Genomic DNA, 12982 nt, shown 5'->3' with positions numbered 1-12982 from the left:
TCACCTCGATACGGGTTCGGTCGCGAGCCCGAACCGCGAAACCGAGTCGATGAAGGACGGCTCGGACGCGGTGAGCGACTGGCCGCTGCTCAATGCGCTGCTGAACACGGCGGGCGGTGCGTCGTGGGTGTCGCTGCATCACGGCGGCGGCGTGGGCATTGGCTTTTCTCAGCACTCGGGCGTGGTGATCGTGGCGGACGGCACGCAGGTGGCGCACGAGCGTCTGGGCCGCGTGCTGCACAACGATCCGGCCACGGGCGTGATGCGCCATGCGGATGCCGGCTACGAACTCGCGCAGCAGACCGCGCGCGAGGCAGGGCTCAAGCTGCCGATGCTGGGCCGATGAGCGGCGCGACGCCGCTGCAAAGGCGGCGTCGCACTTCGAAGCGCCCGCTCCGGGCGCTTCATGCAGTCGATATGAATCGTTGCCCACGCAACCGACCCTCATCTCGGCATCCGTCGTGCGGGGCGCGAACGCGCCCCGCACCGATCGACGGCCGCGCGCAAGCGAATTACAATCCCTGACTAGCGTTCACGTTCGTCCCGCTGGCGCTGGAAACGGCGTTTCGGCGATATGAACATGGGCAACGGCAACCGAGGTCTGCAACCCGAGCCAGGAACATTGCGTGATGAAATTCGATTCGGTCGTGCTGGGCGGCGGCATCGTCGGCGTTTGCGTGGCCTTGCAGTTGCAGCGGCGCGGCCTTTCGGTCGCGCTCGTGGACCGCAGGGCGCCGGGCAATGAAACATCGCACGGCAACGGCGGACTGATTCAGCGCGAGGGCGTTTATCCCTACGCGTTTCCGCGCGAGCTTTCCACGCTGTTGCGCTACGCGCGCAACCGCTCGACGGACGTGCGCTATCACCCGGGAGCGATGCCGAAACTGCTGCCGTTTCTCTATCGCTACTGGCACCATTCTCGCGCCGACCGGCACGCCGAAATCGCGCGCGCGTATTCCACGCTCATCGAACACTGCGTGACCGAGCATCGCGCCTTGATCGAAGCGGCGGGCGCACAGGCGCTGTTGCGCACCAACGGCTGGATGAAAGTGTTTCGCAGCGCGGCCGCGATGGACGGCACGATTGCCGAGGCGCAGCGCTGGCAGCGCGAGTACGGCGTGGGCCACGAAGCGCTCGATGCCGCGGCGTTGCGCGCCGCCGAGCCCGCGCTCAGCCACACGCTGGTGGGCGGTGTGCGCTATACCGATTCCGATTCGGTTAGTGATCCGAAGGGACTCGTCACGGCGTACGCGAAGCTTTTCGAACAGCTAGGCGGCCGCGTGCTCGTGGGCGATGCCGCGACGCTCGAACCTGCGTGGCGCGTCATGACGCAGGACGGCCCCGTGCTGGCGAAGTCGGCGGTCGTCGCCATGGGGCCGTGGTCGGGCGATCTCACGGCGCGGCTGGGCTACGCGCTGCCGCTCGCCGTGAAGCGCGGTTATCACATGCACTATGCGATCGCGAATGGCGCGAAGCTGAACCAGCCGGTGCTCGACGCCGAAGTGGGCTTCCTGATTACGCCGATGGTGCGCGGCACGCGCCTCACGACGGGCGTCGAACTCGGCTTTCGCGATTCGCCCAAAACGCCCGTTCAACTCGAAGCGGTGGAACCGCTCGCGCGCGGCATCTTCCCGCTGGGCGAGCGGCTCGACGCCGAGCCGTGGCTGGGCCGCCGCCCCTGCACGCCCGACATGATGCCGATCATCGGGCCCGCGCCCAGGCACGACGACCTCTGGTTCGCGTTCGGCCACGCGCACCACGGTCTCACGCTCGGCCCGGTCACGGGGCGTCTGATCGCCGAAATGATGACGGGTGCGCCGACCGTGGTGGACGCCCGGCCGTTTCGTGTCGATCGGTTTTAAGGCAACGTGCAGTAATCAGAACCGGTAATTGAGCCCCGCGAAAGCCGTAATTTCGCGGCGGTTCTCGGTAATCGGGCTGTCGGCGGCATAGTGCTGGAGACGGCCGTACGTCGCGTTTACCGAGCCCACCCAATGCTTCGAAAAGTCGTGCGTCATGTAGAACGTCATATGCACGTCGCGTATGCCCGCCCCGGGCGCATAGGCCGGCAAGCCGGATGCCGTGCTCTCCTCCGGCGTCACGCCGAATAATGTCCGCGTGTACACGCCGTTGGCCCACGTGAGTCCCGGCCCGACCGAAAACAGCCACCCTGTCAGCGGCAGCGATACGTAAAGGTCCGCCGTCGCCGTCGTACCCTGTCCATGACCGCTGATGTCCTGATACATCGCCACGGCGCTCGTGAACGCCCATAGCGTGTAATCGGCGAAGAGGCGCAGCTTCGGGCCGTCGTCGACATTGCTCAGGCCGTGCAGACGCGGGTCGTCCGAGACGGTGCGCGACTGGAAGTCGAAGCTCAGCGAAGCGCCCACATGATAGTTTTCCGCGGAAATCACGTTCACGCCGAGCACGTCCGGCCCTTGCGAGAAGAAGCGGTCGCGGTACGAGATATCGAGCGACGGAAACGGATAGACCTTCATGTGCCGCGCGCCCGGATATTCCGGCGCGAGATACGCGCCCGGGCCGATCGAGATTTTCCACGGCGAGTCGGTTGCGGTGGTATTGGACGCAGCGGTATCGGCGCACGCGTGCGAGGCCAGGGCCAGCGCGGCGACGCTCGCCAGCGCCTTGATCGTTACGGACTGCTTCACGTATTTTTCCTTCCCACCGCCGCCAGTTGGCGCAGACGCCGGGCGAGCGCCCTGGAGACGACCGGCGCGTCTTTTGCGCCGCGCGCGACTTCGCTTTCGCGCAGGAACAAGGCCGTTTCGCGCGCCACGATCTCGCGTTCGTTGTCCGAGGTGATCATGTGATACGAGTCGTCGAGCCAGAGCGTGCGTAAAAAGTTCGAACCGATGCGGTCGATCACGTGGCGCGGATTGCGCGGGCTCGACGTTTCGTCGTCGATGGCGTGGATCACCAGCGTGTCGTTTTCGATCGCCGGAACCTCCTTGCGGGCCGTGCGCGCGAGGCGCAGCGCCTGATGCAGCGCGGGCAGCGCGATCGTCGAAGGGCCGACCTCGCTGAAGTCGCTGCGTTGCATGGCGCGCGCGATCTTCTTGCGCAGCGCTTCGTTTCGCACACCGAATGGTTCGGCCTCGCGATAGCGGTAGCGGTGACGCAGCGGCGTGAAGTAGGCCCAGTCGAGCAGGAAGCGATACCACGGAATCGCCCACCCGTCGTAGGCGAGCGTGAGCGAAAGCAGGACGAGCGACTGCGCGGCGGGGCGCTCGCGAATCAGACGCAGCGCGAGCGCCCCGCCGATCGAAAGGCCGCAGATCGAAACGCGCTCGTAGCGCGCCGCCAGGGCGTCGAATTCGCGCGCGGCGTTTTCGACCCATCGCTCCATCGGCAAGTGGCGCGTGCCGGCGCTATAGCCTTCGATGAGGGGCGCGCACACCGTGAAGCCTTCGCCTTGCAGATAACGCGCGAGATAGCGCAGTTCGATGGGCGAGCTGGACAGGCCGTGAAGCATGAGGACGGCGTGGCCGTCGCCTTCGCAGAAAAAGCGCGTGGATTGCACGGCGGGCGTTTCGGTGGCGGCCGGGTCTATTTCGAGCGTCGCCATGTCAGCTCTCCGTGCGCAGCACGAGAAAGTCGCCCGCGTGAGTGGTGAAGCGCTCGCAACTGCAGCTGGCGTGCCGGTAATCGCGCTTGTGTGGTTCGCTGCGCAGGCGCACGCGATGGTGGCCCGGCGACAGCGCGTGAGTGAGGCGCTGCACGTCGTCGGGATGGAGGGCGTCGAAGAGCGGGCCGGGCGCGACTTCGGCGGCCGCGGGCAGCGCGTGCGACATGCTCTGCCCCACGTTCGCGCGCTGGGCCGCATTGCGCTCGAGTCCCTTGATGAGAATGAAGCCGTCGTGATGCTGCGCGAGGTGGCGCAGCAGGCGGTGCGTTTCGTCGACGGCGCGGCGCGCGAGCGCGCGCTCGTTGTCGTGACGCAGGAGCATTTCGTAGCGCGACTGAGCGACCGAGGCGATCAACTGCGCGCGAAACTGCTCGCGCCGCAGACGTTCGATCAGCGTGATCACGATCGCCGTGACGACCGGATAGGACACTAGCAGGATCAGGTCGTGGGTATCGAGATACGTAATGTAATTGTAGGGCGGCACGAACATGTAGTCGGCGATGGCGAGGCCGAGCACCATCACGGTCAGCGCGGGCGCGAGGCCGAGGAAGTATTCGACCAGCGAAGCGGCAATACAGAACGTCGTGCCAGGCATCATCGGGCCGAGCAGGGGATGCAGGGCGATGCGGATGGCACTCGCGAGCGCGAGCGCGCCAGCGGCGATGACCCACCGGCGCGGGCCTCTTGGCGCCCAGAGGCGGGCGTTACGGACTTTCATGGTTTCCCGGGTCGCCCGCCGCGCGGCGGGCCGTCGCGTGCGTATTGCGCATGGGCAATCGCGGACGCGGTAGTTGTAAGCAGTGCAAGGAATTCGACAGGAACGGCGGGACGAAGCGGCGGTTGCATACCATCCGCCGCCGGTGCCTGACAGAATTTTCGCGTGCGGGATATTACCACTGTTTACAAAGCGCGCGGGCGGCGATTCGGCAGTCGTTGTCGTCGTCCGGTTCGACAAGAACCTGTCGCGGGGAGACGCAGAATGATTGGGACGCCAAATCAAAAAGGGCGCCCGGTGCCTGACGAAGCATTCGTCGCTGCCTGAACAAGCGGGCGAAAGACAAGGGAAGACCCCGATTGGTCGTACTTGCTATTGATCTAGACTCCAGGGACGAGTGCCGCGCAGCGATTCGATGCGGCACCAGTTTTCAAGCGCAGATTTCGTTTTATGAAGCGTCCGATCCAGGGATGGCTTTTGGGTGTTCTTCTTCTGGCGCTCGCCAGCGTCTCGGCGGCCGAACCCGCGAGGCCGGCGCATGTCCGGAAGCCTGTCCAGAAGCACGTCCAGAAGTATGCGAAGGGCCACGCCCCCAAGCCCGCCGTCGCGGCCGCGCCAGCGCCGGCGGCGCCGGCCGTTTCCTTTCCCGCAATCGCGAAGCGCTACGAATACCAGTCGCCGTTCGAAAGGCAGTACAACGCGCAGCTCGCGAAAACCACCGCGGCAACACCTGGCACTCCCGACGACACCGCGGGCACGCTCGATTCCGGGACCAACGGTCCGCGCACGCCGGGAGCCCAGGTCGATAGCGACGGGGTCCCGAACCAGGCGCTTCACCCGCAAACGCCGCCACTCGTCACCGTGGGCGACTGGGATCTCTCCGCCGACGCGCATCTTCCGTTGACGCGCTCACACGACACGGGCGCGGCCATCAGCGCCCGGCACGGGTTCTAAAACCGCAATCCGCGCGCGGGTAGCCCGCGCTCAGTAACCGCTCAGTAATACATCCACCGCCCGTATTGCGGCGACCAGTACACCCAGCGCGCGGGCGCTTGCTGGTACTGCGCGCCCCACGGTGCGGGCGGCGGATAGTAGGCGGGCCGGGGCTGCGAGTACGTAGGCTGCTGCGGCGGATATTGCTGCTGGGCGTATTGTTGCGCGTACACCGGCTGCTGTTGCTGCGCGTAGGCGGGCGGCTGCGCGTAGGCCGGACGCTGCTGCGCATACGCGGGCTGCTGCGCGTAACCATACGGCTGAGGCGGCTGCGCGTATTGCTGAACCTGAGGCTGAACCTGACGTGGAACCGGAGGTTGGGCCTGCGGTTGCGAGTAGGGTTGGGCATAACCCTGGCCTTGCGTGGAATAGATTTGCGCGGAGCGCGGCGGCTCCGGCTCGTCGACGGTTTCATCGCTTGCCAGCGACTCCGGCGGCGCGACGTCGTCCTGCGCGGGCGGCGTTGCCGCGACGGCGCGATGGTTCGCGGGCGCTTGCGCATAAGCACGCGGCTGCGGCTGGCGCGCTGCCTGAGCGGGCGCCGCCGCCTGGGCCGGCGCCGCGGCGGTCGAGTCCTGCACGTCCTGCGCCTCTGCCGCTTGCGCCTCCGCTGCTTGTGCCTCTCGTGCCGCCTGCGTTCCTCGCGCGCCTTGTTCGCCTTGAGCGCCTTGCCCATCCGCCAGCGGCTTGACCACGACCGGCACGGTCATGACGGTCGAAACCTCGCCCGTGTCGCTATATGTGTGCTTGATGTCGAGAATAGGCTTCTGCGCGGATGCCGCCGCGCCGGCGGCCTTCCTCGCTGGCGCCGTGCCTGCCGCCGGAGCCGCCGCCTGCGCCATCTCCTCCCTCGCCGCCTTGTAACCCCTGTCGTAGGCCGCCTGGACTTCGCGGTCCTGCGCCGCGGCATCTTCTTCCTTGCTGTAGGCGTGAGACGCTGCCGAGAATCCGCAGCCCACTGCAAGCAATGCGATGGCCGTCGCGTGCCTTGCGGTCGTGTCCATGAGGGGACCTTTGATTCTGTTTTTCGATGATCTCATCGTACTACGCGGTTGATAACATTCAAGCGGAGGGAAAGCCCCTGGGTATGCCGCCGAACGCAAGCGCTCGACCGGGCGACGCGGCCCGGTTAGCGAGCCAGGGCCGGATCGCCGGGGCGCTTTCGCCCGAGGAAAGGCCGCACCCGAAACAGGATTTTCGCGGGAGTTGTTCTGCCAGGCCCGGGCACTTGAAAAGGATCCCTAAGCGAACGCGCGGTGCGCACCGATGTCCACACGCCTCGCGTCCTTGACCTTTGCGGGTTCTCGCTTATACCAAACAGGAAACCATCGCTCCAGAGGCAGAAAATGACGATTTTCCGTGACTCCTTGCATGAGCAACTGGGAACGTGGCCGATCGGGTATAGCCCTTACGGCGGCGCGGACTTCGGCGAAATCGAGCAGATCGCGAGGGTCGTGGGCGAAGGGGACGACACCGCCTTTCATCTTGCCTGGACACAGGCCGCCGACCGTCTGCACGCGCAAGCATGCGCCGCCGAATCGAGCGGACACGAAGTCACGGCGCGCGCGCTCTACCTGAAAGCCGCCTGCTTTTATGGCAAGTCCTACCATGTGCTCTTCGGATGGCCGGTCGATCCGCGCGTGATCGCCGCGTCGAACCGGCAAATCGAGGCATTCGAAAGCGCGCTGGCGCTTGGCGGCGAACCGTCGAAGCCGATGCGCATTCCGTTCGAGAATATCTCGATGCTCGCGTGGCTGATCCCGGCGCAAGGACGCCAGAGCGAGCGCAGGCCGCTGCTCATTCTCACCAATGGCTACGACGGCACGATCACCGATCTCTACTTTGCTTCTGCCGTCGCGGCGTCGAGGCGAGGCTATCATTGCCTGATATTCGACGGCCCCGGGCAAGGCACCACGCTCATCCGTCATGGCGTCACGCTGCGGCCCGACTGGGAACGCGTGATCGCGGCGGTGGTCGACTTCGCGCTGTTGCTGCCGCAAGTCGACGCAAAGCGTATTGCATTGAGCGGCTGGAGTCTTGGCGGCTACCTCGCGCCGCGCGCTGCCTCGGGCGAGGCGCGCCTCGCCGCGTGCATTGCCGACCCCGGCCAGGCGTCGGTTGCGCGGGGCTTCCGCGATTACGCAGTCAAGCTCGGCGCGACGCCGCAGGAAGCCGGCAACCTCGGTGCGCTGCTGGAGCCGATCCTCGCGAAACTGGAGCAGATTATCGCCGGGGACAGGAAGCTGCGCTGGAGCTTCATGCAGCGGGGATACTGGGTGAATGGCGCCCGTAATCTGCGCGAGTATCTCGCAAGCGTCGAGCCGTATACGATGGAAGGCCGCATCGAGGGCATACGTTGTCCGACGCTGTTCACGCAGGCCGAAGACGACGCGCTCGCCGTGCATACGGGCGAATTCTTCGACGCGCTGCAATGCCCCAAGGTATTGATGAAATTCAGAAAAGACGAGGGCGCGGGCGAGCACTGCGAGATGCGCAACCGCTCATTGCTCAACGACCGCGTGCTCGACTGGCTCGACGACGTGCTGTGAAACCGGCTGTGCGGCGTGCCGTGCCCCGGCGCCGGTGGCAGAATTCGGGCGCGGGCGTCGGCCATGGTCACGCGCCGCGCCATGACGCATAATGCAACAAATCAGGAACGGCCCTGCGGCGCATGCGCTCTCGACGCCGGCTTCTTTTATATCCACGTTGAAACCATACAAGCGATGCACAAGCCACTGACGCGTTTGAACAGCCATGTACCCGGTCTGGACGCGGTGCTCGGCGGCGGCCTGATCGCCGGCTCGGCCTATATCATTCAGGGGCGGCCCGGCGCGGGCAAGACCATCCTCGCGAACCAGATTGCGTTCGCCCAGGCCCGGCAGGGAACGAAGGTTCTCTACATTACGCTTCTCGCCGAAACGCACGAGAGGCTGTTCCAGTCGCTTTCGACGCTGGACTTTTACGACTCCGAGCTGGTTGGCAGCGACATCACGTATCTGAGCCTGTTCCGCACGTTGCGCGTCGACGGTCTGGGCGCGCTGGTCGAACTGCTTCGCAAGGAGATCGCGCGCCAGGGAGCGTCGATGCTGATCCTCGACGGCCTGCTCAACGCGCGCGAGAGCGCGCACACTTCGCTCGACGTGAAGACGTTCGTCGCGGAACTCCAGGGGCACGCGTCGTTTAGCGGATGCACGGTGCTTTTCCTGACGAGCGCGCGAATCGACGAGTCGAGCCCGGAACATACGATGGTGGATGGCGTCATGCAGCTCGAAGAGGAGCTGTTCGGCTCCCGCACGGTGCGCCGCCTGCGGGTTTCGAAGTCGCGAGGGAGCGCCTCGCTCGGCGGTCTGCATCATTACCTGATCAGCGACGCGGGCATCACCGTTTACCCGCGCCTCGAATCGCTTTACGCCCGGCCGGCGGGGCAGGATCACGCGCCGGAAGAGCGCGTATCGAGCGGCGTCGAGGAGCTTGACCGGCGCATCAGCGGCGGTCTGCCCGCGTGCTCCGCCACCGCCGTCGTGGGCTCGGGGGGCAGCGGGAAGACCAGCTTCGGTCTGAATTTCCTGCGATTGGCCACGAAGCAGTCGCCCGCGGTGCATTTCGGTTTTTACGAGAGCCCCGCCCGCCTTGCGAGCAAGGCTCGCGCGCTCGGCATCGACATGGAAGCCCTGATCGCCGCGGGCGCGCTCACGGTCATCTGGAATCCGCTCACGGAGAACGTGGTGGACGGGCTGGCTTACCAGTTGCTCGAGGCGGTCCAGGCACGAAACGTGCGTCGAGTTGTCGTAGACGGTCTGGCAGGCTTTGAGCGGGCGGCCTCGGACCGCCATCGCTTCACCGAATTTTTGGCTGCGCTGACGAACCAGCTACGCGTGATGGACGTGACTCTGGTATGTACGTGGGAAACGAGAGATCACGGGCCTGTTGAACTCATCACCGCGGAGGCGTTAAGCTTGTTCGATAACGTAATCGCGATGCAGTTGGAGGAGGCGGAAGACAGGCTGTATCAAGGCATGAAGGTGGTCAAGATACGCGATAGCGCGTTCACACCGGCAGTGACCAAGCTCATCATCCCGGATTCCTTGTCCGGATCTGCTACGGTAGCCACCCGAGTCACGGTCTCCGGGGACACCTCCCCTTGATCGCAGCCACCGCAGTCGACGAGTCATCAGCGCTCGCGGCAGGGAAAGAGAGTGAGCAGGAATGACGACCATCGTTGTAGTCGACGACGAGACCCTGATAACAGACTTCCTCACGTTTTTCCTGGAGGATGCGGGGTATATCGTGCATGCGGCGCACAACGGAGCCGATGCGCTGGAACTGATCCGGCAAGTCTCGCCGGCTCTCGTGATCACGGACTACATGATGCCGAGAATGACCGGGCTCGAACTGGCGCTCGCCATGAAAGCCGACCCCGTCATCCAGCGCATCCCGGTGATCCTGTCGAGCGCCGCACAGGGTGCATCCGCGCGGGCCAACCCCGAACTTTTCGCGGCGGTGCTCGATAAACCGTACCCGGTGGAAGCGCTGCTGGAAACGCTCGCGGGTCTCATCGACGCCGCGAGCCCGGGGAACCGGCAGTAGGCCTCAGCGCTTTTCCGCTAGCGCGTGGGCGCGGCGCAGCGCCGTCACCATGTGCGCGCGCGCCGCTTCGCGCGCTTCGGCGCTCGGCGCGCGCAGCACGTAGGAAGGGTGCCACGTCGCCACGACCAGAAAGTCGCCAACGCGCGCGGGCTGTTTCTGTTCCATCTGCACTTTCAATCGCGCGGTCGGATCGTGCAGCAACGCACGCAGCGCGGTCGCGCCTAGCGCGACGACCACCTTGGGCCGAACCTGCGCGAGTTCTCCTTCGAGCCAGTAAGCGCAGGCCTCCACTTCGCGCTGCGCGGGCGTTTTATGCAGACGGCGTTTGCCGCGCAACTCCCATTTGAAGTGCTTGACCGCGTTGGTCACATAAACGTCTTTTCGCTGCACGCCTGCCTCGGCTAGCACGGCGTCGAGCAGCGCGCCGGCTGGGCCGACAAAAGGCAGGCCCGCGCGGTCCTCGCTGTCGCCCGGCTGTTCGCCCACCAGCATGAGCGCGGCGCGCGCGCTGCCCGCGCCCGGCACGGCATGGGTCGCGTCGCGCCAGAGGGTGCAGCGGCGGCAGGCATTGAGCGATTCGGGTTCCTGTTGCGGATCCGCTTGAGCGTGGGCCGGCTTCATCGCGCCTCCGTTCGGGATTCGGCACCGGCGGCGCAATTGCCGTACCCCGCGCGCCGTTCTGAGCGAGCGAGGGTGGCCACGCAGGTTATCGGGATTCCGAAATATCTCCCGCTGCCGAATAGCCCAGTTGCGCGGCGGCCTTTTCCGCGAGCGCGAGGAGAGCGTTGTCCGTGGTGGGCGTGGGCGGCACGACGTAGAGATCGGCGATATCGGTCACCGGGTCGCTGAACGGCGTGGGCGCGCTGCGCTGGGCGTGCAGGAAATCGCGGATCGGCGAAGCGTCCGCGAGGCCCAGAAAGCGGCTGATGCTTGCTATCGTCGTGTCCGCATCCTCGATCAGATTGCGATAGCCGATCGTAAGCGTTTGCTCCGCCGGCATTTCGGCGAAGAAGTCGATGATCTCGGTGACATACTGGCCCCACACGCGAACGCCGTCGTTCACGGAACCGATCCAGTGCTTGCGCACGAGCGAATTGGCGACCCAGCCGGGATCGCGATGAAGATGAATGAAGTGAGCGTCGGGCAGCAACTCGCGTATGAGCCGCAGGCACGAACCGGAGCGCGGCTGGCGCTCGATGGCGCCGATGCGGCCGGAAAGAATCGTGGGGTCGGCGTAAGGGGGATGCTTGTCGCCCCAGATCGGGGCCGTCATGTCGAGGTCTTCGCGATAAAAACGCTCGACCCACGCGCCCAAGGTGCGGCGGCTGAACGCGTTGAAGCGGTCGTGGCACGCGGGGCTCATCAAATCGGGGCGCTGGCTGCCCACGTCCAGCATTTCCTTGACCAGCGCGAAAACGCGGCATTCGTTGGTTAGCTGGATATGCGGATGCGCATTGAGAACCGAGCAAAGAAACGTGGTTCCCGAGCGCGGTGCGCCGACAATGAATAGCGGAAAAGAACGCATTCTGCCATCTCCCTGTTTCGTCCTGCGCCGTTTTGCATGACGCTGCATGACTCTTTCGTTTGCATCGATGTTACTTGTCGATGCTGGCGCGAAACTGACAACGCGATGGCTGTTGCGACAATGCGCTGATCCGGCCTGGCCGGTTATTGTTCCAATACGTTTACTGGAGCATACGCGCGCTGCGGTTTCATCATCACTAGCGCACACGCCGCGCCCAGTGCCGGCAGCGCGAGCATCGCGAAGATGGCGTTGAAATTCCAGCCGAGGCCGAGCAGCGCCGCGCCGACGAACGAACCGGCCATGCCGCCCACGCGTCCCACGCCTTGCATCCACGCCACGCCCGTCGTGCGGGCTTCGGTCGGATAGATCATGGAAGCGTAGGTCGACATCGACGTGGCCGCGCTGGTCACGAGCGCGCCGCACAGGAACAGCACGACGCCGAGCAACACCGGGTGGTCAACGCTCGCGCCCAGGACGGCCACGAGCAGCGCGGAGAGCAGATAATCGACGGCGATCGTGCGGTTCGCGCCGAAGCGGTCCATGAGGCGCCCCGCGATCAGGTTGCCGATGAGGCCGCCAAGCGGAAACACGGCGGCCATCAACGCGCCGTGCTCCACGCTGAAACCGGCCTTGCGCAGCAGCGTGGGCATCCAGTTCGTCATGAAGTAGTAAACGAGAAGGCTCATGAACATCGTGAGCCACAGCAGCAGCGTGCGGCGCCGATAGTCGGGCGCGAGCAGAAGCGCCAGCGCCGGCTTGCCGCCCGCTTTATCGCGCGCCGCCAAAGGCGCGGCGTGAGCGACGAAGGTGCAGCCCGCGAAGTCTTTGGCCGGCGCGATGCGGCGCAGAATGCGCGCGATACGCCGCTCGTTGCCGGGGCGAACCGCGAGAAATTGCGCGGATTCCGGCTGGAATGCGAGCAGGACGAGGGCGAGCGCGAGCGGCCCGAGACCGCCCGCCATCAACACGCTGCGCCAGCCGAAATGCGGAATGAGCCACGCCGAGGCCGCGCCGCCCGCCATGAGGCCGCACGAGAACCCGCAGTACATGGCGTTGACGGTAAAGGCGCGCAGCCGCCGCGGCGCGTATTCGGACATCATGGTGATGGTCGTGGGCATCGCCGCGCCGAGACCGAGCCCGGTGACGAAGCGCAACGCGGTGAGCGCCCCGATCGACTGGGCCCGCGCCGCAACGAGCGTGCAGATGCCGAACGCCGCGACCGCCGCGACCAGCACGCATTTGCGGCCGAAGCGGTCGGCTACCGGCCCGGCCAGAATCGCGCCGAGTCCAAGCCCCGCGAGCGCCGCGCTCATCACGGCGCCCAGTTCGCCGCGCGCCACGCCCCATTCCTGCACGAGCGACGGCGCGATAAAGCCGATTGCGGCGGTGTCGTAGCCGTCCGCCGAAACGATCAGGAATCCGAATAGAAGAACGAGCCACTGCAATGGGGCGAAGCGCTCGGCGTCGATGAACGATTGCACGTCGATGGAATGAGGGATGGGATTCATCGCCGCCT

Annotated in this window: 12 protein-coding genes and 1 pseudogene; 6 read left to right on the top strand and 7 right to left on the bottom strand. The window is 65.7% G+C overall.

Translation table 11 applies throughout. The features are described from left to right. Together U5768_RS31060 and U5768_RS31055 are read left to right on the top strand one after the other, a co-directional pair. Positions 1–346: pseudogene (locus U5768_RS31060) on the top strand (urocanate hydratase); the annotation flags it as partial. 283 nt (positions 347–629) lie between these two features. Beyond that, positions 630–1862, top strand: coding sequence for an FAD-dependent oxidoreductase (locus tag U5768_RS31055; RefSeq protein WP_322034144.1), 1233 nt, complete (start codon positions 630–632; stop codon positions 1860–1862). 15 nt (positions 1863–1877) lie between these two features. Here the strand turns inward: U5768_RS31055 and U5768_RS31050 are convergent, their stop codons facing one another. From U5768_RS31050 to U5768_RS31040, 3 genes are all read right to left on the bottom strand, one after another. After that, positions 1878–2669: a MipA/OmpV family protein gene (locus tag U5768_RS31050; protein ID WP_415914005.1), complete on the bottom strand. Its 792-nt coding sequence runs from the start codon at positions 2667–2669 to the stop codon at positions 1878–1880. Next, entirely contained in the window at positions 2666–3493 is an 828-nt protein-coding gene (locus U5768_RS31045; protein ID WP_322034149.1) for an alpha/beta hydrolase, read from the bottom strand. The genes U5768_RS31050 and U5768_RS31045 overlap by 4 nt, the downstream gene beginning before the upstream one ends. Positions 3494–3587: 94 nt before the next feature. Further along, positions 3588–4364 carry a DUF4118 domain-containing protein gene (locus tag U5768_RS31040; protein ID WP_322034143.1) on the bottom strand — a complete coding sequence of 259 codons (777 nt, stop codon included), beginning with the start codon at positions 4362–4364 and terminating at the stop codon, positions 3588–3590. A 447-nt stretch (positions 4365–4811) separates the two neighbouring features. Between U5768_RS31040 and U5768_RS31035 the strand changes: the two genes are divergently transcribed. Then, positions 4812–5315 carry a hypothetical protein gene (locus U5768_RS31035; protein WP_322034142.1) on the top strand — a complete coding sequence of 168 codons (504 nt, stop codon included), beginning with the start codon at positions 4812–4814 and terminating at the stop codon, positions 5313–5315. A 41-nt stretch (positions 5316–5356) separates the two neighbouring features. Here the strand turns inward: U5768_RS31035 and U5768_RS31030 are convergent, their stop codons facing one another. Continuing rightward, positions 5357–6358, bottom strand: a complete 1002-nt coding sequence (locus U5768_RS31030) for a hypothetical protein (RefSeq protein WP_322034141.1) — start codon at positions 6356–6358, stop codon at positions 5357–5359. A gap of 342 nt (positions 6359–6700) precedes the next feature. Between U5768_RS31030 and U5768_RS31025 the strand changes: the two genes are divergently transcribed. The 3 genes from U5768_RS31025 to U5768_RS31015 all read left to right on the top strand — a co-directional run bounded on the left by U5768_RS31025 (position 6701) and on the right by U5768_RS31015 (position 9941). Further along, positions 6701–7903 (top strand): alpha/beta hydrolase family protein, encoded by a 1203-nt coding sequence (locus U5768_RS31025; protein ID WP_322034140.1) that lies wholly within the window; start codon positions 6701–6703, stop codon positions 7901–7903. A gap of 63 nt (positions 7904–7966) precedes the next feature. After that, entirely contained in the window at positions 7967–9499 is a 1533-nt protein-coding gene (locus U5768_RS31020; protein WP_322034139.1) for an RAD55 family ATPase, read from the top strand. 61 nt (positions 9500–9560) lie between these two features. Then, positions 9561–9941, top strand: a complete 381-nt coding sequence (locus U5768_RS31015; RefSeq protein ID WP_322034138.1) for a response regulator — start codon at positions 9561–9563, stop codon at positions 9939–9941. Between the two features lie 3 nt (positions 9942–9944). On the opposite strand, the gene U5768_RS31010 is transcribed toward U5768_RS31015, so the two are convergent. The 3 genes from U5768_RS31010 to U5768_RS31000 all read right to left on the bottom strand — a co-directional run bounded on the left by U5768_RS31010 (position 9945) and on the right by U5768_RS31000 (position 12974). Next, positions 9945–10562: a UdgX family uracil-DNA binding protein gene (locus U5768_RS31010; RefSeq protein ID WP_322034137.1), complete on the bottom strand. Its 618-nt coding sequence runs from the start codon at positions 10560–10562 to the stop codon at positions 9945–9947. Between the two features lie 85 nt (positions 10563–10647). Then, positions 10648–11466, bottom strand: coding sequence for a sulfotransferase (locus tag U5768_RS31005; protein WP_322034136.1), 819 nt, complete (start codon positions 11464–11466; stop codon positions 10648–10650). A 143-nt stretch (positions 11467–11609) separates the two neighbouring features. Beyond that, positions 11610–12974: an aromatic acid/H+ symport family MFS transporter gene (locus U5768_RS31000; RefSeq protein ID WP_322034135.1), complete on the bottom strand. Its 1365-nt coding sequence runs from the start codon at positions 12972–12974 to the stop codon at positions 11610–11612. Between the last annotated feature and the right edge of the window lie 8 nt (positions 12975–12982).

Origin of the sequence: Paraburkholderia sp. J76, from assembly GCF_905220295.1 — a bacterium.
In the GTDB taxonomy this organism is placed as follows: Bacteria; Pseudomonadota; Gammaproteobacteria; order Burkholderiales; family Burkholderiaceae; genus Paraburkholderia.
The sequence above is the reverse complement of the archived record's forward strand: the minus strand, read 5'-3'. Positions and strand labels throughout refer to the sequence as shown.

Excerpts from the sequence above, each read along its gene's own strand:
- U5768_RS31055 (WP_322034144.1), top strand. The coding sequence starts at position 630 with ATGAAATTCGATTCGGTCGTGCTGGGCGGCGGCATCGTCGGCGTTTGC.
- U5768_RS31045 (WP_322034149.1), bottom strand. The coding sequence starts at position 3,493 with ATGCTTCACGGCCTGTCCAGCTCGCCCATCGAACTGCGCTATCTCGCG.
- U5768_RS31040 (WP_322034143.1), bottom strand. The coding sequence starts at position 4,364 with ATGAAAGTCCGTAACGCCCGCCTCTGGGCGCCAAGAGGCCCGCGCCGG.
- U5768_RS31035 (WP_322034142.1), top strand. The coding sequence starts at position 4,812 with ATGAAGCGTCCGATCCAGGGATGGCTTTTGGGTGTTCTTCTTCTGGCG.
- U5768_RS31030 (WP_322034141.1), bottom strand. The coding sequence starts at position 6,358 with ATGGACACGACCGCAAGGCACGCGACGGCCATCGCATTGCTTGCAGTG.
- U5768_RS31025 (WP_322034140.1), top strand. The coding sequence starts at position 6,701 with ATGACGATTTTCCGTGACTCCTTGCATGAGCAACTGGGAACGTGGCCG.
- U5768_RS31020 (WP_322034139.1), top strand. The coding sequence starts at position 7,967 with ATGGTCACGCGCCGCGCCATGACGCATAATGCAACAAATCAGGAACGG.
- U5768_RS31015 (WP_322034138.1), top strand. The coding sequence starts at position 9,561 with ATGACGACCATCGTTGTAGTCGACGACGAGACCCTGATAACAGACTTC.
- U5768_RS31010 (WP_322034137.1), bottom strand. The coding sequence starts at position 10,562 with ATGAAGCCGGCCCACGCTCAAGCGGATCCGCAACAGGAACCCGAATCG.
- U5768_RS31005 (WP_322034136.1), bottom strand. The coding sequence starts at position 11,466 with ATGCGTTCTTTTCCGCTATTCATTGTCGGCGCACCGCGCTCGGGAACC.
- U5768_RS31000 (WP_322034135.1), bottom strand. The coding sequence starts at position 12,974 with ATGAATCCCATCCCTCATTCCATCGACGTGCAATCGTTCATCGACGCC.